General features: G+C 43.5%; 21 protein-coding genes and 1 pseudogene. 7 read left to right on the top strand and 15 right to left on the bottom strand.

Going from position 1 to position 25,131, the window contains the following annotated elements; all coding sequences use genetic code 11:
- Positions 1–43 precede the first annotated feature (43 nt).
- On the bottom strand, positions 44–940 hold the full coding sequence (gene nagK / locus ACVBIL_RS00465) for an N-acetylglucosamine kinase (protein ID WP_447165033.1): 897 nt from the start codon (positions 938–940) through the stop codon (positions 44–46).
- Positions 941–1,177: 237 nt separating this feature from the next.
- Positions 1,178–3,847 (bottom strand): family 20 glycosylhydrolase, encoded by a 2,670-nt coding sequence (locus ACVBIL_RS00460; RefSeq protein WP_447165032.1) that lies wholly within the window; start codon positions 3,845–3,847, stop codon positions 1,178–1,180.
- A 743-nt stretch (positions 3,848–4,590) separates the two neighbouring features.
- Between ACVBIL_RS00460 and ACVBIL_RS00455 the strand changes: the two genes are divergently transcribed.
- The 4 genes and pseudogenes from ACVBIL_RS00455 to ACVBIL_RS00440 all read left to right on the top strand — a co-directional run bounded on the left by ACVBIL_RS00455 (position 4,591) and on the right by ACVBIL_RS00440 (position 5,958).
- A complete protein-coding gene (locus ACVBIL_RS00455; protein ID WP_447165031.1) occupies positions 4,591–5,319 on the top strand; it encodes a SapC family protein in 729 nt (242 codons plus the stop codon).
- Between the two features lie 79 nt (positions 5,320–5,398).
- Entirely contained in the window at positions 5,399–5,569 is a 171-nt protein-coding gene (locus ACVBIL_RS00450; RefSeq protein WP_447165030.1) for a tryptophan 7-halogenase, read from the top strand.
- Positions 5,554–5,634: pseudogene (locus ACVBIL_RS00445) on the top strand (hypothetical protein); the annotation flags it as partial. The gene ACVBIL_RS00450 and the pseudogene ACVBIL_RS00445, both read left to right, overlap by 16 nt.
- A gap of 18 nt (positions 5,635–5,652) precedes the next feature.
- Complete coding sequence (locus ACVBIL_RS00440) at positions 5,653–5,958, top strand: hypothetical protein (RefSeq protein WP_447165029.1); 306 nt, start codon at positions 5,653–5,655, stop codon at positions 5,956–5,958.
- A 107-nt stretch (positions 5,959–6,065) separates the two neighbouring features.
- Here the strand turns inward: ACVBIL_RS00440 and ACVBIL_RS00435 are convergent, their stop codons facing one another.
- Both ACVBIL_RS00435 and ACVBIL_RS00430 read right to left on the bottom strand, forming a co-directional pair.
- Positions 6,066–7,586 (bottom strand): tryptophan halogenase family protein, encoded by a 1,521-nt coding sequence (locus ACVBIL_RS00435; protein ID WP_447165028.1) that lies wholly within the window; start codon positions 7,584–7,586, stop codon positions 6,066–6,068.
- Between the two features lie 157 nt (positions 7,587–7,743).
- Positions 7,744–10,383 carry a TonB-dependent receptor gene (locus ACVBIL_RS00430; protein ID WP_447165027.1) on the bottom strand — a complete coding sequence of 880 codons (2,640 nt, stop codon included), beginning with the start codon at positions 10,381–10,383 and terminating at the stop codon, positions 7,744–7,746.
- Between the two features lie 419 nt (positions 10,384–10,802).
- Here ACVBIL_RS00430 and ACVBIL_RS00425 point away from each other — a divergent pair, with 419 nt between their 5' ends.
- Entirely contained in the window at positions 10,803–11,819 is a 1,017-nt protein-coding gene (locus ACVBIL_RS00425; protein WP_447165026.1) for a LacI family DNA-binding transcriptional regulator, read from the top strand.
- 73 nt (positions 11,820–11,892) lie between these two features.
- On the opposite strand, the gene ACVBIL_RS00420 is transcribed toward ACVBIL_RS00425, so the two are convergent.
- Complete coding sequence (locus ACVBIL_RS00420) at positions 11,893–12,231, bottom strand: P-II family nitrogen regulator (RefSeq protein WP_012154353.1); 339 nt, start codon at positions 12,229–12,231, stop codon at positions 11,893–11,895.
- 243 nt (positions 12,232–12,474) lie between these two features.
- On the opposite strand from ACVBIL_RS00420, the gene ACVBIL_RS00415 reads away from it, so the two are divergent.
- Positions 12,475–12,987, top strand: a complete 513-nt coding sequence (locus ACVBIL_RS00415; protein WP_447160468.1) for a GspH/FimT family pseudopilin — start codon at positions 12,475–12,477, stop codon at positions 12,985–12,987.
- Positions 12,988–13,151: 164 nt separating this feature from the next.
- Complete coding sequence (locus tag ACVBIL_RS00410; protein ID WP_447165025.1) at positions 13,152–13,697, top strand: GspH/FimT family pseudopilin; 546 nt, start codon at positions 13,152–13,154, stop codon at positions 13,695–13,697.
- A 166-nt stretch (positions 13,698–13,863) separates the two neighbouring features.
- Here the strand turns inward: ACVBIL_RS00410 and ACVBIL_RS00405 are convergent, their stop codons facing one another.
- The 10 genes from ACVBIL_RS00405 to ileS form a co-directional block, all read right to left on the bottom strand.
- Positions 13,864–14,163 (bottom strand): TapY2 family type IVa secretion system protein, encoded by a 300-nt coding sequence (locus ACVBIL_RS00405; RefSeq protein WP_447160466.1) that lies wholly within the window; start codon positions 14,161–14,163, stop codon positions 13,864–13,866.
- Entirely contained in the window at positions 14,163–14,552 is a 390-nt protein-coding gene (locus ACVBIL_RS00400; protein WP_447160465.1) for a type IV pilin protein, read from the bottom strand. Before ACVBIL_RS00400 ends, ACVBIL_RS00405 begins: the two co-directional genes overlap by 1 nt.
- A 9-nt stretch (positions 14,553–14,561) precedes the next feature.
- Positions 14,562–18,107, bottom strand: coding sequence for a pilus assembly protein (locus ACVBIL_RS00395; RefSeq protein ID WP_447165024.1), 3,546 nt, complete (start codon positions 18,105–18,107; stop codon positions 14,562–14,564).
- A gap of 2 nt (positions 18,108–18,109) precedes the next feature.
- Positions 18,110–18,547 carry a pilus assembly PilX family protein gene (locus ACVBIL_RS00390; RefSeq protein ID WP_447165023.1) on the bottom strand — a complete coding sequence of 146 codons (438 nt, stop codon included), beginning with the start codon at positions 18,545–18,547 and terminating at the stop codon, positions 18,110–18,112.
- Between the two features lie 2 nt (positions 18,548–18,549).
- Positions 18,550–19,539, bottom strand: coding sequence for a PilW family protein (locus ACVBIL_RS00385; protein ID WP_447160462.1), 990 nt, complete (start codon positions 19,537–19,539; stop codon positions 18,550–18,552).
- 2 nt (positions 19,540–19,541) lie between these two features.
- Positions 19,542–20,057, bottom strand: coding sequence for a type IV pilus modification protein PilV (pilV, locus tag ACVBIL_RS00380; RefSeq protein ID WP_447165022.1), 516 nt, complete (start codon positions 20,055–20,057; stop codon positions 19,542–19,544).
- Between the two features lie 239 nt (positions 20,058–20,296).
- On the bottom strand, positions 20,297–21,226 hold the full coding sequence (ispH, locus tag ACVBIL_RS00375; protein WP_447165021.1) for a 4-hydroxy-3-methylbut-2-enyl diphosphate reductase: 930 nt from the start codon (positions 21,224–21,226) through the stop codon (positions 20,297–20,299).
- 2 nt (positions 21,227–21,228) lie between these two features.
- Complete coding sequence (fkpB, locus tag ACVBIL_RS00370; RefSeq protein WP_447165020.1) at positions 21,229–21,651, bottom strand: FKBP-type peptidyl-prolyl cis-trans isomerase; 423 nt, start codon at positions 21,649–21,651, stop codon at positions 21,229–21,231.
- Between the two features lie 4 nt (positions 21,652–21,655).
- Positions 21,656–22,168, bottom strand: coding sequence for a signal peptidase II (gene lspA / locus ACVBIL_RS00365; RefSeq protein ID WP_447165019.1), 513 nt, complete (start codon positions 22,166–22,168; stop codon positions 21,656–21,658).
- Positions 22,169–22,286: 118 nt separating this feature from the next.
- Positions 22,287–25,109, bottom strand: coding sequence for an isoleucine--tRNA ligase (ileS, locus tag ACVBIL_RS00360; protein WP_447165018.1), 2,823 nt, complete (start codon positions 25,107–25,109; stop codon positions 22,287–22,289).
- Between the last annotated feature and the right edge of the window lie 22 nt (positions 25,110–25,131).

The following is a 25,131-nucleotide window of genomic DNA, read 5'->3' as shown; positions in this document are numbered from 1 at the left end:
TGTTTTTCTATCTAGTATCGATCAATCTGGTTGCATTTAGCGCTCAAGCGTTAGCATGCTGTTGCTGAGCATAAAAAGCAGCGCCCCACTCTGGCGGCTGTAAAGTCGGTGACAACTTGCTTAAGACATCTTCGTCTAACCACGCAGCTAGTGGCTCTGCTAACCCACCTATCATTGAAAATCGTGGTGGATTAAGCTCAAATAATTTCCTAGCAAGCTGGCTAATATAGCCCGCGCCTTCTCGGACTATATCTAGAGCGACGCCATCGTTTTGCGCCGCACATTCAAACACGACTCTAGCAAGCTTGGCATAGGTACTCGATGACTGGCCAGCGAGATTTTCAACAATGCCTAATGCGCTATTAACCTCAAAGTAATCATATAGTCGCTGACTTAATAAGGTTTTTTCACCAAAACCATCTAAATCTAATAACGCGCTCTCACTGGCCTTTAGACCAAGCCAAGCGCCGCTTCCTTTATCGCCTAATGCAAAGCCATGACCACCTAAGAACAGCTCTTTCTCTGCGACTCGAGCGTAACCACAAGAGCCGGTACCTGTAATGATAACCGCGCCATCTTGGCCTTGGTGTGCACCAATACAGGCAGTATGTAAATCAGTCGTCAAATACATACTGGCAAACGGATGCTGCCAAGTCGCAATATCTTGATAAAGCCTAGGCACATTAACGCCCGCTAGACCAAGGCCTGCAATTAATCGCTTGCCATCAGCAGGAGCAAGACCCGCATCAGCCAGTGCTAATTGAGTTGACGCTTCAATAGATTCAAATGTTTGAGCTAAGCCATGAAGTGGATTGGCGCGCCCTGCGACACCCGTACCTAAAATACGATAATCACGAGTGTAAATTGTTGCACGGCACTTACTGCCACCACCGTCGATTCCAATGTATAGGGACTCTTGTTTCAACTGGCTCATGCCCATGACAGACCTCTTTATTGTTCTCATTCTTTTAGCACAGAATGGGTCAGGGTTTTATACACTCATAGCGCAAATAAAACCCACTAAGTTAACCTCATGTTACAATATTAATGACAGCGTTGTCATTTGTTTTTTAAGCTTGCTTATTAAAAGCAAAAAAACGTAGCAATGCCTTTAGCACTACTACGTTCAAGCTTGTTGACTCGCTACACGTACAATTACACACCTGTTGAGCAATTGTTACCTAACAACTAATGTACGTCCTTTACGCTTACCATCCGCCGCAATCACACGCACTTCAACAGGTGTGGTAATTGCTACACCATCGGAATATGCCTGCCACTGTCCACCAGCTGAACGATACTCAATTTCAAGTCCTGGGAAAATGACATTAGCAAACAATTTTCCATCTTTGATGACAGCGCCCGGTGTCGGTACTCGATAGGCAATATCAGCCTTATCCAGCTTAAGTAGCTCTTTAGCACCCAAGGTATTTGCCACGCGGTGCCAATCTTGGGCTTGAGCTTGGCGCATCTCTTTCGTGAAATAATCACTTTGCTGATTGTAGACCGCACCTTGGAACTGATATGGCACCTCCCACTGTGGCTTATGCCATGCGCGCTCAGCCAACATCATCACCCGTGGAAACATCATGTATTCAGCAACATCATCACTGCGTACCGTCTCACTCCATAGCTGACCTTGAATACCCGTAAATTGCATTGAGGCTTTTAATGGTCCGCTAATGATGTTACCCGCTTTATCTTTTTTAAGCGTATCATCGGCTTCAAAAGGCAAGTTTTCGATGTCTGTCCATTGCTCTGCATTGGCTGGTAAGTTACCCGGCATAAAGCTATGTATTTTCTGTGAGTTGGTATTACGACTCGCCCAGTAATAGCCGTGCTCTTTAGGGTCGGCCTCATACGGGAAGTCAAAATATAAGACTTCAGGTTGACCTAACACAGCCTGCCAACCAAGATTAGCCTGGGTGTGAGCGCGTTGATAACCGCCATGAGCGACTACGTCCCAAATATTTGATTGGACTTGTTTGGGCATGTTTTCAGGGCGAGTATGGCTCATACCATCACTCCAACCTGCAGCTTCAATACCTTTATCAGCAAGTAACTTAGCCGTTCTTTCAATAAAGTAAGCACCGAGCTCTTCCATGCTAGTTACGCCTTTATCATTATTAGCAATAAAGGCCTTACATGCTGGAGACGCTAACCAAGCACCAGCCGTTTCATCGGCACCTATGTGATAAAGGTTAAGCGGCACACCCGCTTGTTTGTGCATCGCAGCGATTTCATCAATGACTTTATCAATAAAGGTAAAGGTCGATTCCATACACACATTCAAGGTGTTGTCGTTGTAGTACTGTATTGATGAATAAACCGTTTTATCTTCGCTGTCGGACAATAGATATTGTTTTGCTGCTTCGGCTTTATCTGCAGCCATCAAGGTGCGATACCTTGCTTCCATTGACTTAATCGCTGCGCGTGAGTGACCTGGCATATCCATCGATGGGATCACTTGGATTTGTCTTGCGTTAGCGTATTTTAGAATTTCAATGTAATCGGCTTTGCTATAGTAGCCATTCACTTTAGCATCGCTAAAGGGGCCACTACCCAGCTGAGGCAATAAACAGCTATCTTCATTGAGATCATGACAACGCTTACTGCCAACCTCTGTCAGCTCAGGAAGATCTGCAATCTCTAAACGCCAACCTTCATCATCGGCCATGTGCAGGTGCAGCTTGTTAAGCTTGTATGCTGCCATTTGATCTAGCAGGTCTAAAATCAACTGTTTGCTATGGAAGTTACGCGAGACATCGATATGCATGCCGCGAAAATCGTAACGTGGTGAGTCTTCCACCAGCATTGGGTTAACCTCTAACGTATTGGCATCGACAAGAGATGCCAATGAGGCAAGACCATATGAGAAGCCCGCGTCATCGGCGGCAGAAATACTGATCATCTCAGGAGAAATATCCAAACGATATTGTCCTGTAGTCGCTGGCGACGTTAATGGCAATAGCACGGTCTTGAGCCCTTTATCACTTTGACTCACACCAATTCGCGCTAATCTTTGTAGCGCTGCGCCGACGACGGCAGAATCAACATCGTTAAAGTCGACATTGAGTCCAGACACTAACGATAGCGGCTTTTCACCTGCTTTAACGCTAACCTTAGTTGGTGTCGGTAAAATGCTATTGTCGGCCAAGGCTGCATTGTTAGGCGTAACGAGGTTATTGCGGTAGAGCACTGAGCTTGTCGCCCACTCGAGCTTGTCGGTCTCACGGCGCTTATATTGAGTTTCGCTATTGGTAAAGGCTGTGACATAAGGACGCACCTCCATGCCCGTTTCAGGATCAACCGTGACTTGTGTACTACGTATAATGACGGGCTCAAGGCCTTCAGCAACGATATAGTAATTTGGCATGGCATCAATTTCTGAAAGTTGCCACAGCTCGCCTCTAAACTGGATGGTTTTAGTTTCGCCTTGCTTAAGCCCTCTAAAGCCCGCGGCAGGAGTGATTTTGTGTAAGTCACCCTGCACTCGCGTAATATCGAACTCATCGCCAACGATGCTTTGGATCGGACGCATCTGAGAGAAATAGATAGACCAGTCTTTATTGCTGATATCCATTTGGGAAGTGAGTGCAATTTCGGCTAAGAAACACCGTCCATCACCTATGTTTTTATCACAGTTATCATCGGGAACATTGGTTACAACGGTATATTGAACATCGAGGGTATCAGCAATCTTGTTAAGGACAGATTGCGTCAACACATCTTGATTTACTGTCTGCGGGCTAGATGCCTGCAAACTTGCAGGGGAGTCATTTGGATTAGAGCAAGCACTTGCTGTTAATGCTAATGCCATTGCGGCGACGACCACGTTAATTTTCATTACTTGCCTCGTTATCTATATTCTTATATTAAAGGTGAAATAACTTAATTTTTTACAGGGATTTGCCTCGCCACCTCCTCCCCTTAAGAAGTAAGCGAATCCCGATACACCATCCTAAACATCTCTACCATTGTGCCAGATAAAAAAATGGCCGAGTACTCATAAAGCACTCGGCCCATACTAGTTTCTGGGGAGAGACTATATAGGAGTAACAAACATAGCGTTTGTCAAAAACATGAACAGGAGACCTCATCCTCTTCATGTCAACCTTACAAACAACTTGTCACACAAGCAGATGACAACGCTGTCATTTAAATATACACAAAAGCACACAAAACAACTACATTTTTCTTACATTCGATATTAAAATCACTCTCCCCCCTTGGTAGCGAAATTAAAATTCCATAAAAAACAAATAGATACTCTAGCATCGTTGATATTTAGATTACTTTTATATCCTAAAGCTAACGTCATTCGCAGCCATAGAGTACTCAGTTTCCTCCATTTCGATACTTGCTAATTGCAATGCTTGAAGAAAAAAACCTCAGCGGCCCCAGGTCATTCATTGACAGGGCTATCACTTATCAGTATACCTAACGTTAACAAGCTGCACACATAAGCAATAGCCTAGTTTAGGCTGAAATATGCTTATCAACTTAACCGTTATCGCTCAAGGTTTGCTAATCAATATTCACGGCTCTACATTTCACAGTCTAAATAGCTGTAGTAAAGGACCCATAAAAATGAACAATAATATCGTCCCGCTTAACTCTGACAACCACCTTAACTTACTCATTAGCGAGTCACAGGACTACAGTCGCTTTGCCGATCAAAACCTTATCCCGGTGGTTTTCCATGAATTTCACCAGTTAGCGACAGAGTTTCCACTCGTTTTTGTAAAAAACAGCGAAACAGGTCAGTTTATTCCCGTCGCTATGATGGGGATAAAAAATAGCCTAAACCTGTATTGCCAAACTAGTGACTGGCCAGCAGCAGTGAGACCTCGAGGCTTTAACAATGCCCCTCTTTCTTTAGTCAAAACCTCCCAAGATAGTGATAATGTGCTTGTCTGTATTGATACCAGCAGCTCATTAGTTACAGAATCAAATGAAACTGCCCAGCGAGTGTTTAACGATGATAAAGAGCAGAGTGAATACTTAAAGAAGCGTACTCAAGCATTACTCGAGATAGCCGCCTTTAATGAACAGACAAACAATATCTGTCAGTTAATCGCATCAAAAGAGTTATTCACCGTCAAGCAACTAACCGTAAAGCTTGCGCAAAGTCAGCAACCTATCAATATTGATGGGGTTTATGTCATTGATGAACAAACTTTAAATCAGTTGAGCAATGAAGAGTTTTTATCTCTAAAAGAAAAGGGGTTACTACCGTTAATTTATGCTCACCTACTGTCACTACAGCAGATCCCTCGCCTTATTGAAAAACAAAACGAGTATGATTTAACCCATTAATTCATAAGCAAATTAAGCCGTGAACTATATCAGTAAGTTTACGGCTGATATTTCACTGTTGCCGAAGGTGCACAAAACCATGTCTATGACTCCCCCCAAAAATATCATTATTATCGGTGGAGGCACCGCTGGCTGGATGAGTGCTAGCCTTCTGCAGCACGCTTGGGCTAATGCAGGCTGTAACATTACCGTTATAGATTCTGCAGACATTGCACAGGGTTTACTGGCTTACTCATTGGTAAACCCCTAAACACTCCATTCAGAGACTATTCTGATAGTTTGCTCAATGACAGTGCTATCGCGATCCCATCAATTATCAATAACACACAAGCTATGCCACCGTTCACAGAATCAGCAGCACTAAGTGCGGGTTGGGATACAGCAGAGGACGAACTTGAGAAGGTACTAGAAGAAACGCAAAGCCATACCGCCTACCTGACTCCGAGTTGGTACTGTTTATTAGCCGGGAAAAGCCGCTTTAAGCAACATACGACACACAACGTAATAAGCGATAACACGGTAAATATTGATGACATTAACCACTACTTTAATTTGGTCAGTCAGCACTTTCCACCTCATCAACAACAGCTGCAGTCCCTTTACGGTAAAGAGTGGAGAGGATCTAATCCGTACTCTTAGTACGTTATCCCTGGATGTTATCCCTGAGTACTATTCCTCTGAGTACTATTCCCAGGTGCACGATTCTTAGATGCTCTCCGTAAGCGCTATTTGAGCATAGCTAGACGCTACACCCTTTGTAGACCATAGCGCTTAATTTTTTCAAGTAGCTCTCGGTGTTCTGGCAGAGCAGTAATTAACTGAGCTGAAATATCATCAAGCCTTTGCTGATAGGCGCTGCTATTCAGTTCGCTTTTTTCCTGATTAACCTCAGTGGTATAGTGCATGCCATAAAGCACATAGAGGTAGTTTTCTAAATCGAAAACCTCAAACTTACTAAAGAAGTCTTCTCTATTCGGTACAAAATCTTGCCAAAGGGCCAAGCGCTTTTTAAGTTCATCTGACATGGTGTGCGGATCGCGGTTATCAATCCAAAACAGAGAGTCGGTTCTATCAGATAAGCAGTAATGCAACTTGATAAAATCAACCACTCGCTCCCAGGCATACTCCATTACATGGTTAAAGCGCTGCCTCAGCACAGGTAATTGCTCTGTAGAGCGAGGAAAGTGACTGGCTAAAAAACCTGCGGCAAAGTCGGTTAATAAGATAGATGTTGCTTCTAATGGCTCTAAGAATCCCTGCGCTAACCCCAATGCGACGCAGTTTTTCTCCCACGAGCGCTCACGATAGCCGACCGTCATCGGGATCATTCTGTGCTGATGCTCAGAAAGCTTGCCACCGAGATACTTGTCCAGTTTACTCACCGCAGTCACATCATCCATGTATTTAGAGCAGTACACAAAGCCGATCCCGCGTCGATTACTTAGCGCAATATCCCAAATCCAACCAGCTTGATGGGCCGTGGAAATCGTAAACGGTGGGATAATAGCATCACTGGCGGTAGGCACCTGTACAACGATGGCTTTATCGACAAACAACTCCTCAGCCTTACTGATAAACGGCACCTTTAATGAGCCGTCAATTAGCAAGGAGGCGAAACCACTGCAGTCGATATAAAAGTCAAATTCAAGCGTACCACTGGTATCAGTCACTAAAGATTTGATCTCTCCCTCTGCCCCTAACACAACCTCTTGGACGTTCGCGCGAATATGTTCGACTCGAAAGCGCTCTTTGGCATTCTCACCTAATAGCTCAGCAAACTTTGCAGCGTTAAGGTGATAGGCGTAACCCAAAGGCGCATTATACTCAGCATCCGTAATTGTTTTAGGAGCCTTGTATGCCTCACAAACTGCGTGTTGCGGCGATATTGTTCCTGCGTAAGCACGATCTTTTTTAGCAAGCCATTGAGCGGTTAACTCTTCACCCATTGCTGCGGGCATATCAAACAGATGATGATAGAAATTAGCCTCACCATGGCTGTTTTTATCGAGCCAATTTACAAACTTTATTGACTGCTTAAAAGTCACATCACAGCGACGAATAAATTCAGTCTCACTTATGCCAAAGCTTTTGAGTGATTGACGGATTGCAGGGACAGTACCCTCTCCTACCCCTATGGTTGGAATATCTGGAGACTCGATTAGGGTGATTGATAGCTGCTCATTGTTAAGCAGCGCTTTACCTAAATGGTTGGCCGCTAGCCAGCCCGCGGTGCCGCCCCCTACAATCGCAACTCTTTTAATATCCATCATTACCTCCAGTAAACAGCAAGCTCTAGCACTTATCCGCCTTAATTTTACTTCCCGAAAAGGGCCTCTGAGTTTAATTAGCGTTAACTGATTTTACTTCTTCAATAAAAAACCCAGCAAATGCTGGGCTTTTAGATTACAACTATTTTTTATTTATTTAAAAGCGCAATGCTACGCCAACTTTGTAACGTGCTTCGCCCTCAAAGCTCCACACTGGGTAGTCAGCTTTAAACTCTGGGATAACCTCAGCATCAAGTGGAGCGACACCCGTTTGAACGCTATCTTCTTCCAAAATATTAACCGCTTCGAACGTCACGTCCATCCACTCTGTTACGCTGTATGATGCACTCAAATCAAGTGTTCCATATGCTTCGTGCTGGCGGTTACCGTAGAAACCTGGAAGCTCACGCATCATGTACTCACTACGCCAGTTATAGGCTACACGTGCAGATAACGCATCCATCTCATAAAAGCCAACCAAGTTAACGGTGTGCTTAGATGAATCAGAGAACACACCCACTTGATCTGGATAGTTTTCTGATGGAGAGCTCGCATCAGCGAAGGTATAGTTAGCCGAGTAACCTAGACCATTATCGAAAGAGTCTTGAAGCTGTAGTTCAACACCTTCAATGCTACCACCATCGGCGTTGTATTTCTCACTCACTGTCCAGCAGTCAAATACGCCTTCACCACAAGCACTTGGGTTACCATTTTCTTCCCAATCAGCTTTTACATCATTATCATCAATACCAATCTGTTGTTTAAGCTTCTGTTTAGTAGAGACAAATGAATTTACGTCTTTAATAAAGTAGGTAATCGCCGCAAGCCCTTCGCCACCGAAATACCACTCAAGGCTCACGTCAGCCTGCGTCGCTTTAAATGGGTCAAGTGAAACAGAGCCAATGTTTAACTTTTCGTTATGCGGCGTACCATCGTTTAAACCTGGTAAGGTCGATGTCGCAAACAACTCAGAGTAGTTAGGACGAGACATCACCTGAGCAGCGGTTGTACGTAAAATTAAATCTGAAGTTAAATCAAACGCAATATTAATGCTTGGTAATACATCGCTGTAGCTGGCTTTATCGGTACTGAGGTTATCATCAAACTGACCACTATCACTTAATGCATAATAATCAGACGTGACGTCACTAGACACGTAGCGTAGGCCGACGTTACCGCGAATACCTTCAGACTGGAATGTTGCCATGGCGTACATAGCGAAATTTTTCTCATTCAGCGTTCCATAACCTGACTTATCACGCTCAAAACCGGTAATAGCGGCATTCGCATCGTTGATCATTGCGTCAAAGTTAGGTTTTGGCAGAGTAAAGCCTGCACCCGATGAGATTGTACCGTTGTAATAATATGATGGATCACGCACTGCAATGTCACCAACAGTTGCAATATCGGTTTGCTGTGTTACGTCATGATCTGCATAACGAACGCCCGTCTTGAATGAGGTAATTGCACCTAACTCAACAGGAATGGTAAAGTTTAAATCTGCATAGGTTTCTTCGTCACTGTTTGGCTGCTTCTTCAATGCCCAAGCAGCTGTTGACAGGTCGCCATTGAAATCACCTGCATCAAAGTCTTTTTTAGCGATATCGATGTCAATAATCTTACCTGTGGCATCGTAACGACCTGCAAAGTCGCCAGGCTGACCAATTGAGTTACCATAGTTAGAGGTTAAGCTAGTACCACCATCTGATTTAGTGTTACCCACACGGCCATCAAGCGTAAAGTTTTCTGCTTCATAGTTAAAATCAAAATCAACCGTATCTGAAGTCATTTTTGCTTTACGCGCCCACGTTTGAGCCCAAGCAAATCCACCTTCACCCGTATGGGTAATATCTGTACAAACGCCTGCGGCATTTGTTTGATTACAGGTATTCTCACCTTGCTGAGTTGGGAATAGGAAGATAGAGGTATTGGCGTTATTGGCTTTCATCTCTAAGCCGGTATAAGTCAGACCAAACTCTAGCGCATCGGTTGGACGGTACTGTGCAGCCACATTGATAGCGGTACGTTTACGGTCTTGCTGGAAAGTAGATGGGACTATTTCACCCCAACCAAGCAGTGTTTCAATACCGTTACGCTGGTAGTCAGTTTCAGAACCTGCTGCTGAGACTAAAACACCAAAGTTTTCATCATCATTTTTCCAGCTATAAAGACCAGAAAGCTCAGGGTCGATACTTTCTGAAATCGTACCGTAATCGCCTTTTGCGCTAATAAAAACGGTGTTTGCATCTAAATCAAGTGGTTTACGAGTCTTAACGATTACCGTACCACCAATGCCCCCTTCAGGAAGGTCTGCTTGAGATGACTTGTAAACCTCAATACCACTTACCATCTCAGGCGGTAGCAGTGAGTAGTTAAAGCTACGGTCAATAGCTTGCTGATCGAACCAACCTGTTGATGCAACAGCGTGGCCATTTAATAAGGTACGGGTTAGCTGGCTTGATGCACCACGAATAGAAACCTGTTGGCCTTGGCCAAATTGACGGTTAACCGTAACACCCGGAATACGAGCGAGTGACTCACCCACATCGCCATCGGGAAACTTACCAATATCTTCTGCGGTAATGGCATCAACAACAGAATCTGAAAATCTTTTTTCATTGATTGACGCTTTCATTGAAGCGCGCATGCCGCGAACTTCAATTTTTTCAATGTTTTCGTCTGCAGCTGCCGCTTTCGCATCAGCCTCTGCTGCCATAGCAGAAACAGACATAGCGCCGCTCATTAGCAACGCGATATTTGTAGCTAGTACACTTTTCTTAAAGGTAGATGGTCGCATCTCGTTTCCCTTCCATAACTTATTATCTTTTTTTTATATCCATAACCATTCCAGAAGCGGAATGACAACGCTGTCATGTCTAGAGCAAACATTACACAATTATTAACAGCCACGCCACAACAAAATAACCAGCGCACTCATTATAATTGTATAAAATAACAATGACCGATATTGCACGACTTAATAATCATTAAAATACATATAGTTAAATAACAGAAAACATTGTGACCAATAAGTGACTTTTTTTTAATCTGGGTAAAAAAACATAAAAGTTGCCAGCTTATCATTGCTAATTTGAATAAAACTTCGCACTATACCGCTAAATTTACGGGCAAATGGCACCATCTCAGTGCCAATTGTTAATCTTGTGTTACCATGATTTGGCAATACAGAATGTGTAACTAAGAGAATCTCGCTTAATGAAAGTCACCATAAATGATGTCGCTAAATATGCCGGCGTATCGATAAAAACCGTGTCACGGGTTACCAATAATGAGCCTTCGGTAAAGCAAGAGACTATCGACAAAGTGAATGCAGCGATCGCAGAACTTAATTACCAGCCCAACTTGGCTGCGCGAAACTTGGCTGGTACAAAGTCATATGTAATTGGTTTTATTTATGATAACCCTAATGCTTATTACATCATCGATATGCAAAACGGCATTCTTTCTGCTTGCAAAGATTTGGGTTACGAGCTGCTCATTCACCCTTGCAACTCTAAATCGAAAGATATTTGTGAAGAGCTGACTAAATTAGTTAAGCACAACCGTTTATCCGGTTTGGTGTTAACCCCGCCGTTATCTGAAGATCCTATTATCCTAGCCGAACTCGACAAAATCGATGCTAGCTATGTGCGCATTATCGCAGGGGATAAAGTAGAAACAGGCACAGGACTGGCAGTTATGGTTAACGATAGATCCGGTGCTATTTCAATTACGCAGCACTTGATTGATCTTGGCCATAAGAATATCGCTTTCTTGAGTGGCGATCATGAACATGAATCGACCAAGGCACGTTTAGCCGGATTTAAACAAGCATTAAAAGATAACCATATCCCACTCAATGAAAGCAATATTATTGATGGAAAGTATTCATTTGAGTCTGGTGTTCAAGGGGCTAAAATTTTACTTGAAAAACAGCTAAGACCTACGGCTATTGTCGCTTGTAATGATGAGATCGCCGCAGGTGCATTATTTGCAGCAAGACTCGAAGGGGTAGATATTCCAGCAGATATCTCTATTGTTGGATTTGAGGACAGCCCATTTTCACGTCAAACTTGGCCTAAGCTAACGACAGTGCATCAGCCCAATGAAGAAATAGCACATATTGCTACAGAACTGCTAATAGCTAAACGCCGAGACCAAAAGTCTGATTTGGCTAAAATCTTCCAGCCTGAGCCTGTTATTAGAGACTCCTCAACTAAACCGCGAGTTTAATTAAATATATAAGTAAGACTCTACTTTTTCGCATTATTTGTCATAACAGATAATGCGAAAAAGTCGTTAAGCGTTATACCGCTTCTTCGTTCTCTTCACCGGTGCGAATACGAATCACGCGCTCAATATCTGTCACGAAGATTTTACCATCACCAATCTTACCGGTTCGCGCCGTATCGACGATGACTTCTAAGGCCTGCTCAAGTAGCTCATCTTGAATGACTAGCTCAATTTTAACTTTAGGCAAGAAATCAACCATGTACTCGGCACCACGGTAAAGCTCGGTATGTCCCTTCTGACGACCGAAGCCTTTTACTTCAGAAACAGTCATACCTGTAATACCAATATCAGCAAGTGATTCGCGCACATCATCTAACTTAAATGGTTTAATAATGGCTTCGACTTTTTTCATTGTAAAACTCCCTAAAAACTTGCTGAAAGGCTTAATTTGACTGCGCGGTAGCTTATCATGCAGTAGCAAAACTATGAAGTCTAAAGTGATTTATGGGTTAGCACAAAAGTAAACGCAGTCTTCATATAACCGAACAATATATCAATGAGCGCTTAAGTTAGTCACCCTTACGCTACACTTTAGCTTTACCCCTCCAATATTTACAGGATGTAAATATTAAAACTGACTCAAGGAAGAGTTAATATGTACTATAAATCAAGCGGATTCACTTTAGTTGAACTCATGGTGACTTTAGTTGTTGCCACCATCTTGACAGTAATTGCAGTGCCTTCTTTTAACTCTATATATGCAGGCGTGCGATCCGATTCTAATATTAGAAAAATTCAGCAGTCAATTCAGATGGCAAGAAACCATGCGGTTGCCTATGGTTCTAGGGTGACAGTCTGTCCGTTAACGGCGCATGCCTGTGGCAATGATTGGCAAGGTAATATCAGTATTTTTACTGATTCAGGCCAGTCTAATATTATTGATGGTAATGACAAAATTATTTATCAAATAGGTCCATTTAACTCAAAGGATTACATTAGTTACAATCGATCGGCAATTCGGTTTCAACCTGAAGGTCTCGCCTCTGGTACTAACGGCACATTAAAATACTGTCCAGATTCAGCAAACAGTGAATACTCGAGAGCTATCATTGTCAGTCAGTCGGGACGAATCCGCTTCTCAAAGAAAACGGATATCAGTTGTGACTAAAGGCTTGTAGAACCTTTGCTAATTAATACAGTTAATGTCTTCTCGAATAAAGTCAAAAAAGTCTTTCGAGCCAATATATTGGCATGTAAAGTGGCGGATTTGGTTACTGAAAATACATCGAAAGTGTAATATACTGATGGCGTTATTAGGCAAAGGAAATCGCCATGAGAAAGTACAAAAATACAATAAAAGCTTTCACTCTTGTTGAGCTAATGGTGACGTTAGCCGTTGCAACCATATTGATCAGTATTGCCGCCCCTTCCTTTACAGCTATGTACGAAGCTTCTCGTAGCGACTCAAGCATTAGAAATATTCAGCAATCTTTAACCGTCGCTCGAAGCCATGCTATTAGTTACGGCGCTATCGTTACCGTCTGTCCATTATCAGGTACAAGTTGTGGCACAAACTGGCAAGGTGGCTATAGTATTTTTATCGATAACGGCACTATTGGTACGATTGATAGTACTAATGGTGTGAAAGATCAGGTCATTAGACAAGTCGATGCTTTTAATTCCAATGATTTTGTAAGCTATAACTTAAGCTCTATCAGCTTTAACCCCGAAGGGATGTTGACAGGAATTTCATCAGGCGGTACTAGACAAATTATTTATTGCCCTTCTAGTAAAAGCAACGAGAATGCGAAAGCGGTCGATATTATGTCATCAGGAAAGCTGCGTACTTCTTCTGCCACTGGCTTAACTTGCAGCTAATTGCTATCTTTAGCTGCCACAATAGAATAAAAGTAGCAGCTAAATGGCAACAGCAATACACTCCTTTTGATGTTTAAATATATCAAGAGGTAAGTTCATTAAAGGTTATTAGGTTGCAAGTTGAAAGCCACTGCGATGACTTCCCCCCTCTTTTACCTAGAAATGTTTATCTAGGTGTAACTTTATCCAACGCGTTAGCTTCAGCACTCTTGAAAGGCTCATCAAGTAAAACACACTCAAAGACATCTTTAATATAAGGTCTATTACTGCGACCATCATTTGGAACTTTACGAGCAGATAAACGGTTCATGTTGCGTTGAAAGCGATTAACCTCCCAACGATAAAACACTACTTTCTTACTCACAGATGTTTCTACAAAACACTTATATTCTGCTTTTTCTACTGGCTGGTCCTGTGCAACTGCAGCCGCAGAAAAAGACAATATAGGAAATAGAAGCCATTTCATTACCAACACGCCTTAGGAGTTTTTGCTCCAGTTTCAGTGATTTTTATTGTCGCGCATTCGCTGTCTCTTTTAGCTTGTCCAGCCAATGCTGTCGCCGTCAAAGTAAAGCTACCCGTTCCGGTTGAGCTACTCAGGCTGTAATCACCACTTTCACTCACATATGGGCTTTTATCAAAGCCCAGATTGGTCATGTCTGTTGTATAAACACGATTATCTAAATAAAACTGCTCCTGTCTATTTGCCGCCTCAACAAGTAGCGATAAACCATCAGCTCTAACACCTTTTGCCACATACTCTACATATGATGGATAAGCGATTGATGCCAAAATGCCGATAATTGCGACCGTAATCATTAACTCAATTAAGGTAAAACCTTTATGTTTCAACATCTATCTAACCTACTCGTCTACATGATAATAAATTCGGTTTACCCCTAATGCGCCACCAACACACTTATTGTCACCAGGTGCACAAGGAGGAGGCGGTGGGCAATCTATACTACCTGCAGGGCAATCTTTAAGCTCCATTTTATCTCCTGCTGCACCGATACCAATAAGGTACATGTAGCTGTCATCTGAACCATTTGGTGGCACAACTAGCTGCGGGGTATCGGGTACTCTCTCACCCATTTCTAAATACTCATGAGTATATGAGCGGATCCCGCGGTGAAGATCAAATCCATATAGACGACCAACGCCGCTAACTAAACATTGGTTAGCATCTGAGGCTTGGCCTGGCACATAAGAAGTGAAGAACACCCGCCCTTCGATAATTGTTGCCGCAGCTAAACTCTTTTCTCCCACGCCGCCAAAGCTATAGTACCAACCGAGTGTCTTGCCAAACTCGATATTTTCGGTATCTGTTGCCGGGGAGCCTGAAGTCACATCGTAGAGGTTATTAAAGCTAATTGGACTTGGGATAGTATTATCACCCGATCCGGTAAACGAGCGAGTAACTACATTACGATCTTGCAAGGTAAAGAAGTAATCATTTCGCTTTACATCCAAAGGGTGTGGGCGATGGCCCGAGCCAATCACCACCGCATCATATGGCACACTTTGATACGTTGTAGTGCTGCTTGTTTGCCCTCCAACAGTGACATCAACTTCGGCAATATTAGTAAACACCGTTTGGGCTACTGCAGGCTCAACGAAAAAACGTCTATCACTGGTGACGGAATTCCCGCCTAAATCTGCAAATTTAAATGCTGTCCATGGTTTATTAGAATCCTTAGGATTAGCGCTTGGTAAGTCTATACGCCATACATTCGCACCTGTATCTGATGCATAGATACGGTCAGTTAACTTATCACCATTACTGTCTAATATAGCTACCGCATTAGGAATACTGTCTGTTATACCAGGTATCTGAGTGATATTAGCACCGCTATTTGGACCAAACGAATGCACTAACGCCCCCGTTTCGGCATCCAATATAAATACTCCACGACCTTGAGAATCGTTCGTGCCAACGGCTGCACTATCTTTAGTTGCTGGTGAATAACCTGCACCAAAAATCAATACCGGTTTTGCTTTAGAGTATTCAGTATTGCCTGCTGGCCAGCCCGGAATGTAAGTCACAACAGGTTCAGACCAAGTTTGCCCAAGTTCAGCCATTCCGGGATCATTAGCACTGACCTTCCAAAGCTTTTTAGGGCTATCTGGGTTGGAAATATCTAACGCATAATAGGACTTGCCACCACGTCTCATTCCTGCAAATAGCCAAGCTTTTTCTACTTCACCAGAGCTTTTGGTTTTCACAAATGACACTGTTGAACTATCAAAGCCATACACTGAATGCAATCCAGTTGGGACATTGGCTCTTAACTCTCTGATATTGGGTAACAGCTCATAGGGCATAAATGACCAAGTTTCTGAGACGGTGTTACCCTCATCTTTAAACATGTGCAGGAAGCCGTGGTTAGTCCCTAATACAATCCGAAGATCAGGATTGCCTTCAGTACCAAAGTTAATCGCTAACGGCTTAGAATGCAGCGGGTCTCCAAACACATCTTCTCGAATATCAGATGTCGAATTATCATTATCGTCATCATCGGTGTCTTTACCCTTTACCCAATCAATGTAGCTAGATATTTGCGACTTATCTATGCCCATATAGGCTGCCAATGCTGTTTCACTGCCCGCTTTGGCTACCGCATTACTTCGGCTGAATGCAGACAGGCTCCCATTGTTACCAAAATCACCATAAATAGTTCGGTCACTGGTACTTGTAGTTTGTAACTCATGTAACACGCCGCCGGTACGCACATCGTTACCGTCACCACCACCGCTTGCTGCAGAGCAAACTGAATTAGGCGTCCAATACGAACAAGCTGAATCCTTTAGGTTACCGTCATCACCAATGGCATTTGCACCATTTTTATCGACAATATCACCATTACCCGTCACCTTAAATTTCTTGATATTGCCAAGCCATCGCGGCCCTTTATTCGGCAAGAACATTGCGTAGTAAACAGAATCGAAGGTTTGTGTTCTATCGAAGTTATTGCTGGCAATGGAAGGAGAGGTGAAACTGGCATTAACTTCTAGGATCTGAGAGAAAACCTCTTGTAAAGCGGATTGCAGTGCCGATGCATCTTTAGCCGCAAAATACTTACCGCCACCTAATTCTGCCGTTTTCTTCAAAATAGGCGCAGCGCTGTTAGCCCCATCACTGAAGCCAATAGTAAAAGTGGAGACATGCTGGTCACCATCCATTGACGTATTAACGTCTTTACGGTTCATAATACTCGCCAGTGCAGGCAAATAACTGCCTCCTTCACGATCTGATGAACGGTAACCATTCATACGGCTAACATAATAATCAGCATTGGTATCGTTTGTCGGAGAGCCATCCGTAATGTAAACAACATAGGCATTACTAGAGCATTGCATCGCGTTAAATGGCGACTCATAGATACCATTTTTTTCTACTGAGGTATCCCTATCAGGCGTTAAGCCAGAAGCTTGCAAGCCGTATTTAACTGATAAACCAGCAAAATAGCGGTAAGATTCATATAAGGTTTCACAAAGTGGTGTCCAAGTATCAGCACCAAGATCGTTAATAGTATTAATCAAAGACACTTTATCGGCTGGATTAAGACGCTTTATCCCTGAGATCACGCGCCCACCATTTTGGTCACTGTAATAGTTTCCGTTAAATACCGCTAAACCAAAATCTACGCCAGGCGTTGCAACAACCGTATCTTCCATTACCCGTTTGGCAATATCTAAACGCGACTCCCACCCCTTACTTTTAGTCGAGTTATACCAATTAACGTAACGCTCAGTATAAAAAGTCACTGACTTACCGGTACCAAATTTTGTCAATTTTGCAGTTTCAACTGAAGAGTCAATATCAGATGAATTTGAATTTTTATTAACATAGGTATACAAAACCGGACTTTCTTTAGAGCCTAAGCTATCAACCGGAAATCCTTTATCGATCCCGCTAGCATTGCCGAAATACAGTTTGTCGCGATCTTCAAAGTCCTCAAAACAATCGAGCGTAGTGACGTTGCCATTTAAAGTATCAGGGAGCTCTGTCCACTCACCATTTTCACCGGTATAGCTATATTGGCGAACAAAACCAGTGAACATACCATAAGAACGTAAATACCTGCGCGATGACTGGCAGCCATTAACAGAGCCAAAGAAGTGATTAGGGCTGGTGAGCTCTGGAACCCCTATTCCACCTTTGCTGTAATAAATCTTGGTAGAGTTATCGACGGTTTCCCCTCTATCATAAAACTCCTCAGTATATTCATCCGTACTCATACTGCCTGAGTTATCAAAGATAATAAGAACTTGAGGGCGAGAACCTGAACGTGCAGACGATTCAAATACATATAGCTCGGTATCATCAGCATAACTCACACCAGAAACGACTGTCATTGCCATGGAAATAGATACAACAATGGACTTAAGACACTTGTTTATTTTCATCATTAATTCCCTGTTCCACCGAGAACTTCTTGTTCAATTCCAGTAACTAACGTTAATCGTCCCATATCGTTACGACCAAAGGTTGCTTCACTAGATATTTCCATTGGCACGCAATCAATCATCCCGGCTTGATTTGGGTGAAGCATTCTCATACAGTCGACATCTCCATCTGATAACGGCGTTAGTGTATTAGTCACATCAAATGTGCCATCCGCAATTGTTGTGACAGTGCGGATCAGTGCCAGGTTGGTGCCGCTATTATTGGCAATAACTCGGTCTTGCGCACCGCGAGCCACAGCAACGGCTTCTACCCGCTCAGAACCGGCGCCTGCCATTCGAATTGATTGCGTAGAGTTCACTGCTAACGCAACACCAATTACCGTCATAATCAGCAGTACAATTAGTGAAAAAAATAGCACGATCCCTTTCTGCTTTTGCATGATTAGCTTCCTACTAATATCGGGTTTTCAAGTACGATAGTTGTCGATAACACTCGTCGCCTAAAACCATCGTTTGCCGCGGCAATAGTCTTATCGCCGAGTACATAAGTTTGCTCATCGGTATAACTATTATCTTCTTCTACAGTGCGAACCAGTAGGTATAACCTAAGTGCGACTAATCGTTGATTAGGAGAACCATCCCAAATAGGAGAAGTGACATTTTGTGCTGGCATAAAACTATCGGCTGTTCTGTCACCATTCGTGTCGAAGCCATACATAACACGGAAGTCCTCAACCCCTTCTACCAGTTGCTCTAATGAGTTTGAACCTGTCATGCCACCAACACCGAGAACCCTCCGCATTAAAACCGGCACGCCATTACTCAATTGGATGAAATATATATGGTGCTGGTATTCCCAAAACCGTCCGTTATCTAGACTCGGGGGAGTTTGACTACCAGCAAAAATCACCGCTTCACTTGAATTAGTCCCCATGTAATACCGGTTGGCGTTAAAGGATGTGGTACTCGGCCCAATTAAGCGTTTTATTTGAAGTACATCGGTATTCGCTACCACAGTGCCTAAGCAGGCTATGGCCTCTCCACCCACTCCACTTTCGTAGCCCCAAATTTTTCTAAAGTTTGAAGATGTAACGCTCGCAGGAAAGCTGGCATTGTTTGGACCACCGCCAATACAATCACTGGCAGCTGCGATAGCTGGAGCGATAATACTGGTGCTTGACCCCACATTCAGATCAACACCTGTTAACTCAGCCATAAAGCCAGCTTGACTCACATCACGCTCAATTAATGCTAAAGCTATACGCCCATTTTCTTGTAACTGATTAAATTGGCTAGTGGTTGTGACATTGGAAGAAGACATGGCAAACATTGAGAATAAACCAGCGGTTAGAAATAAACTCACTAGCATAGCGACCATCAACTCGACTAATGAGAAGCCTTGTTGTGAATAAGCGTTAACTAACTTTTTCATATTTATATAATCACAGTTTCGAGTAGGTATATTCTTCGGCGATCACTTGCCACGCCACACGCCTTGACAAACGAGGTACTATTCTCAGCGCCGTCATTGACTTCTCTGATCCCTCGCCAAGTTATCGCTATCGATACATTACCGTTCACGTTTGCATCTATGCACGCAGTTACATCATCTAATCCATCCATCAACAGCTTCCATTGATAGATATCCCACGCTAACGTCTCAGCATTTGAGCAGGTGACGACGGCGCCAACAGCAACATCACAAGACTTCCCAGGCTTGGTCAAAGTACCGGTATACTCTCCGCTATAAGCGGCCATCTGAGTGCGGTTTAAACGCAGTCTATTGACAATATCATTCGCTGAATAAGCGGCTAAGGTTTGCTGGAAGGACTCGAAACTACCACGCTTAGAAACCACGTGGAGATTGAAAACACCAATCAAGCCGACGGTTAAAATAACCAAAGCAACGAGCACTTCGATCAATGAAAGTCCTTTCTCCCTGGTTCCCATTCCGTCAATTCCTTTACGTTTGTCATATTGTTGACGTTAAAGATGTTACTTTAGCGTTTAAAAACGGCAACTTATAGTAATACAAAAACATACAGGTTAATAGTAAATTAGTCGAATGTTGAACTGTAGTGACTAAGTCATAAACATGATTAACAGGCAAAGTTAACCTGAATTTTGATCAAAAAAAAGAGGCCTAGGCCTCTTTTTTATTTCAATTTGTATCTGAGTGTCGTTAGGTATTAACGAAGCTCGGCAGGTACAGCAAAAACGGTGTCTTCTAGACGTCCTTCGACTTCAGTCACCACACTTGGCGCCATATTAGCGATAGCATCAACAACTTGTTTAACCAATACTTCTGGGGCCGATGCTCCTGCGGTTACCGCTACGCGTTGAACACCATTGAACCAAGTTGCGTCAACATCATCAGCATTGTCGACTAAGAAAGCTTGTGTACCTTTCTTCTGAGCTAATTCACGCAGACGGTTTGAATTCGAACTATTCTTCGAACCGACCACAATAAATAGCTCAACTTGTTCTGCCACATTACGTACCGCATCTTGGCGATTCTGAGTGGCGTAGCAAATATCGTCTTTACGTGGGCCTTCAATTGAAGGGTATTTCTTCTGTAAAGATGCGATAACATCGCGAGTGTCATCCATCGACAACGTCGTTTGAGTGACAAAGCACAAGTTCTCAGGATCATTAACCACTAGGTTGGCGACATCTTCTGGTGACTCCACCAAGTGAACCCCACCAGCGGGATTATCGTATTGCCCCATGGTGCCTTCCACTTCAGGATGGCCCGCATGGCCAATTAAGATGCACTCAGTGCCTTTTCGGCTAGCACGTGCAACCTGTAGATGGACTTTAGTGACCAGCGGACACGTGGCATCAAACACTTTAAGACCGCGAATCTTAGCCTCTTTACGTACCGCTTGTGACACACCGTGAGCACTAAAGATAACGATGCTATTATCTGGCACTTGATCGAGCTCTTCAACAAACACTGCGCCACGATCTTTTAAGTTTTGCACCACATAGCGATTATGAACCACTTCGTGGCGAACGTAGATTGGTGGAGAGAAAAGCTCTAACGCACGCTCTACAATGCTAATAGCACGATCAACACCAGCACAGAAACCACGTGGGTTTGCCAAAAGGATATTCATAATTACAGTACCTGTACTACTTCGAGTTCAAAGGTAAGCACTTGTCCCGCTAATGGATGGTTCAAATCGATTGTTACCGAGTCACCGGCCACATCTCTGACCATGCCAGGAATTTCGCTACCACCAGGGCCTGCAAAACTCACTATCACACCCGGCTCAAGAGTCATATCGGCAGGGAAACGGCTCTTGTCCATATGATGTACAGCATCTGGATTTGATTCGCCAAATGTATCAGCGGCTTGCAATGTAAACTTGTGCTTACCTCCCTCTTTGAGGTTGATAATCTCAGCTTCAAATGCAGGGCTCAGGCTTTCATCACCCACATTAAATCGTGCAGGCTTACCACTTGAACGCGTGCTTTCAGCGGTTGAGCCATCTTCAAGCACGATATTCATGTGGCATAAAATTGAATGCATCTCTGACATTTAGCTACTCCTTTATACCATCAGTTTTTTTTTCATCTTTTCCCGTAATAAACGAGTCTAAGATAATAAGTGCTGCACCCACACAAATTGCCGAATCAGCGATATTAAATGCAGGAAAATGACTGGTATTCCAATAGAAATGTAAAAAATCAACAACATAGCCATGCTGAAGACGATCGATCAGATTACCTAGCGCGCCACCTATAACTAAAGTATAAGCAAGGTTTAAGCGCCACATCTTGCTTGGCTGCTGACGCAGCCAAACTGATAACAATACGCTAAAGCCGACTGCGACGAAGGTAAATAACCAACGCTGCCAACCTCCAGCATCACTTAAAAAGCTAAATGCTGCGCCGTAGTTCCGCACATAGGTAAAGTTAAAAACCGGCAGTAACTGAATTGATTCACCAAGATTAAAATTCGACAACACCCATTGCTTAGATAGTTGGTCGGCAACAAATACCAACACAACTATCCAATACCAACGCAGGCCACTGTCTTTCCAGTTAGTTGGCATCTATCGTTCCTTTTCAATCTGAATATTGTTTTGTCATATCGTTAAGATAAAACCCCTTAACAATACAAACGTAGGCCACAAAGAAACAACGGCTCTTGAGAGCCGTTGTAATTTCTGCTTAAGCGAACTGGCGAACTTCGCCTTCGCCTTCGATGTTAGTCACACAACGAGTACATAGAGTTGGATGCTCGGCAACTTGGCCTACATCCTCTCTATGGTGCCAGCAACGTTCACACTTCTGTGCTTCTGACTTCTTCAAGGCTAACTTAAGTGAAGCAAGCTCAGTTTCAAGCGCATCAGATGGTGCAGCCGCTAGCGCAACAACATCAGTCTTAGACGTTAGCAATACAAAACGCAGCTCATCACCTAGCTTCTCAAGTACCGCTGATAATGCTTCATCGGCAAATAAAGTCACTTCGGCTTCTAAAGAGCCACCGATCTGCTTTTCACGACGGGCATTTTCAATCACCTTATTCACTTCTGCGCGAACGGCTAGTAACTGGTCCCAGTACTCATCGCTTAAGTCTGACTCTAGAGTCACCGACTTTAGGCCTTCATACCAGGTTTCAGTAAATACGTATTCACCACGCTCACCTGGTAGTAGCTTCCAAATTTCATCAGCTGTAAAGCTTAGGATTGGTGCAATCCAGCGCACCATAGCTTCTGAAATTAAGTACAGCGCAGATTGACAGCTACGACGTGCATTACTGTCGCCCTTTGCGGTGTACTGTCTGTCTTTAATGATATCTAAGTAGAAACTACCTAGCTCAACAGAACAGAACTGCATCAGCTTTTGTGTCACTAAGTGGAAGTTGTACTGGTCGTACGCTTCTAGCAACTCTTGCTGCAATGCAGCTGCACGGCGAACTACCCAGCGATCCAGTGCAACCATGTCTTCAACAGCAACTAAATCAGTTTCTGGGTTAAAGCCATTGATGTTAGCTAATAGGAATCGAGCCGTGTTACGGATACGACGGTATGCATCTGCGCTACGGTTTAGGATCTGATCAGAAACCGTCATTTCACCGCTGTAATCAGTCGCTGCTACCCACAAACGTAGAATGTCTGCGCCTAACTTATTAGTCACATGCTGCGGTGAAATCACGTTACCAACAGACTTAGACATCTTACGGCCTTGGCCATCGACGGTGAAACCATGAGTCAGCACTTGCTTATATGGTGCTTTACCATTCATCGCTGTTGAAATCATTAGCGATGACATAAACCAACCACGGTGTTGATCGCTACCTTCAAGGTACAAATCAATTGGATGACCATGAAACTCTGGACGTGCAGCAACAACGGTCGAGAATGTTGAACCAGAGTCATACCAAACATCTAATGTGTCGGTCACTTTGCGGTACTGGTCTGCTTCGTCACCTAATAGTTCAGATGCATCTAGATCCCACCAAGCTTGAATACCTTGTTGCTCGATACGAGCTGCTACACGCTCCATCAAAGACACGCTGTCAGGGTGAAGTTCTTCAGTTTCACGGTGTACAAATAGCGTGATAGGCACGCCCCATGTACGCTGACGTGAAATACACCAATCAGGACGGTTCTCTACCATCTTCTCGATACGGCTCTGACCCCAATCTGGGATCCATTTAGTTTTCTCGATTTCACTTATTGCCTGCGTACGCAGACCTTTTTGATCCATAGAGATAAACCACTGCGGCGTAGCGCGGAAGATAATTGGCGTTTTATGTCTCCAACAATGCGGGTAGCTATGCTTGATTTGTACATGACTAAGCAGCGCGCCCTTCTCTTCTAGCAATTCAACAACGTTCTTGTTTGCCTTAAATACATGTAAACCAGCGAAGATTTCAGTATCTGGCTTATAAACGCCGTTATCACCCACAGGGTTAGCGACTTCTAGACCGTACTTTTGACCAACGACAAAGTCGTCTTGACCATGACCCGGTGCGGTATGAACGATACCGGTACCTGAATCAACGGTGACGTGATCACCTAAAATAACGGGTACGTCAAAATCATAGAATGGGTGATTAAAACGCAGTAGCTCTAAATCGCTACCCACAACCGTACCCAGTACAGTGTGTGATTGTGCGCCAAAGCGCTCAATACATGATTCATACAGATCAGTTGCAAGGACTAAAGCCTGAGTTTTGCCCTCTTTAACCATCTCAACCAAGGTGTACTCAACATTAGCCGCTACAGCTAAAGCGCGGTTAGCAGGTATAGTCCAGGGTGTAGTGGTCCAAATAACCATTGAGATGTTGTGAGCATAATCACTTAGGCCAAACTTGGCGAGTAAGGCAGGCTTATCGACAACAGAGAAGGCAACATCAATCGCTGGCGACATCTTGTCTTCATATTCAACTTCAGCTTCAGCCAACGCAGAACCACAATCTGTACACCAGTGAACAGGCTTAACACCTTTATGCAGATGGCCGTTCTCAATCACCTTAGAAAGCGAACGTACGATATTAGCTTCAGTGCTGAAATCCATCGTTAGGTACGGGTTTTGCCAATCGGCAAATACACCTAAACGGATAAAGTCCTCACGCTGGCCATCAACTTGCTTAGCAGCGTATTCACGGCATTTCAGACGGAACTCCGCAGCTGTAACTTTATGGCCTGGCTTACCCACTTTTTGCTCGACTTTCAGCTCAATTGGTAGACCGTGACAGTCCCAACCAGGAATGTATGGCGCGTCAAAACCCGACATGGTCTTTGACTTAATAATAATATCTTTAAGAATTTTGTTTACTGAGTGGCCAATATGAATATCACCGTTCGCATAGGGAGGACCATCATGCAAAATAAACGGTTTTGCATCTTTACGGCTTTCGCGGATCTGTTGGTACAGTCCGTTCTCGTTCCAAGATTTCAACATCTCTGGCTCACGATTAGCCAAATTACCACGCATCGGAAACTCTGTTTCCGGCAAATTCAAAGTAGATTTATAGTCGCTCATTGATCCTTTACCGTTTTGTTAG

The sequence above is a fragment of the Shewanella sp. 125m-7 genome (assembly GCF_052977045.1).
This window is presented reverse-complemented; position numbering and strand designations above follow the sequence as displayed.

Bases quoted from the DNA above. Each gene is read 5' to 3' on its own strand.
- ACVBIL_RS00410 (WP_447165025.1), top strand. From the start codon at position 13,152: ATGAGAAAGTACAAAAATACAATAAAAGCTTTCACTCTTGTTGAGCTA.
- ACVBIL_RS00425 (WP_447165026.1), top strand. From the start codon at position 10,803: ATGAAAGTCACCATAAATGATGTCGCTAAATATGCCGGCGTATCGATA.
- ACVBIL_RS00400 (WP_447160465.1), bottom strand. From the start codon at position 14,552: ATGTTGAAACATAAAGGTTTTACCTTAATTGAGTTAATGATTACGGTC.
- ACVBIL_RS00395 (WP_447165024.1), bottom strand. From the start codon at position 18,107: ATGAAAATAAACAAGTGTCTTAAGTCCATTGTTGTATCTATTTCCATG.
- ACVBIL_RS00385 (WP_447160462.1), bottom strand. From the start codon at position 19,539: ATGAAAAAGTTAGTTAACGCTTATTCACAACAAGGCTTCTCATTAGTC.
- ACVBIL_RS00455 (WP_447165031.1), top strand. From the start codon at position 4,591: ATGAACAATAATATCGTCCCGCTTAACTCTGACAACCACCTTAACTTA.
- lspA (WP_447165019.1), bottom strand. From the start codon at position 22,168: ATGCCAACTAACTGGAAAGACAGTGGCCTGCGTTGGTATTGGATAGTT.
- fkpB (WP_447165020.1), bottom strand. From the start codon at position 21,651: ATGTCAGAGATGCATTCAATTTTATGCCACATGAATATCGTGCTTGAA.
- ileS (WP_447165018.1), bottom strand. From the start codon at position 25,109: ATGAGCGACTATAAATCTACTTTGAATTTGCCGGAAACAGAGTTTCCG.
- ACVBIL_RS00435 (WP_447165028.1), bottom strand. From the start codon at position 7,586: ATGGATATTAAAAGAGTTGCGATTGTAGGGGGCGGCACCGCGGGCTGG.
- ACVBIL_RS00420 (WP_012154353.1), bottom strand. From the start codon at position 12,231: ATGAAAAAAGTCGAAGCCATTATTAAACCATTTAAGTTAGATGATGTG.
- ACVBIL_RS00405 (WP_447160466.1), bottom strand. From the start codon at position 14,163: ATGAAATGGCTTCTATTTCCTATATTGTCTTTTTCTGCGGCTGCAGTT.
- ACVBIL_RS00415 (WP_447160468.1), top strand. From the start codon at position 12,475: ATGTACTATAAATCAAGCGGATTCACTTTAGTTGAACTCATGGTGACT.
- ACVBIL_RS00440 (WP_447165029.1), top strand. From the start codon at position 5,653: ATGCCACCGTTCACAGAATCAGCAGCACTAAGTGCGGGTTGGGATACA.
- ACVBIL_RS00450 (WP_447165030.1), top strand. From the start codon at position 5,399: ATGTCTATGACTCCCCCCAAAAATATCATTATTATCGGTGGAGGCACC.
- ACVBIL_RS00430 (WP_447165027.1), bottom strand. From the start codon at position 10,383: ATGCGACCATCTACCTTTAAGAAAAGTGTACTAGCTACAAATATCGCG.
- ACVBIL_RS00390 (WP_447165023.1), bottom strand. From the start codon at position 18,547: ATGCAAAAGCAGAAAGGGATCGTGCTATTTTTTTCACTAATTGTACTG.
- ispH (WP_447165021.1), bottom strand. From the start codon at position 21,226: ATGAATATCCTTTTGGCAAACCCACGTGGTTTCTGTGCTGGTGTTGAT.
- pilV (WP_447165022.1), bottom strand. From the start codon at position 20,057: ATGGGAACCAGGGAGAAAGGACTTTCATTGATCGAAGTGCTCGTTGCT.
- nagK (WP_447165033.1), bottom strand. From the start codon at position 940: ATGGGCATGAGCCAGTTGAAACAAGAGTCCCTATACATTGGAATCGAC.
- ACVBIL_RS00460 (WP_447165032.1), bottom strand. From the start codon at position 3,847: ATGAAAATTAACGTGGTCGTCGCCGCAATGGCATTAGCATTAACAGCA.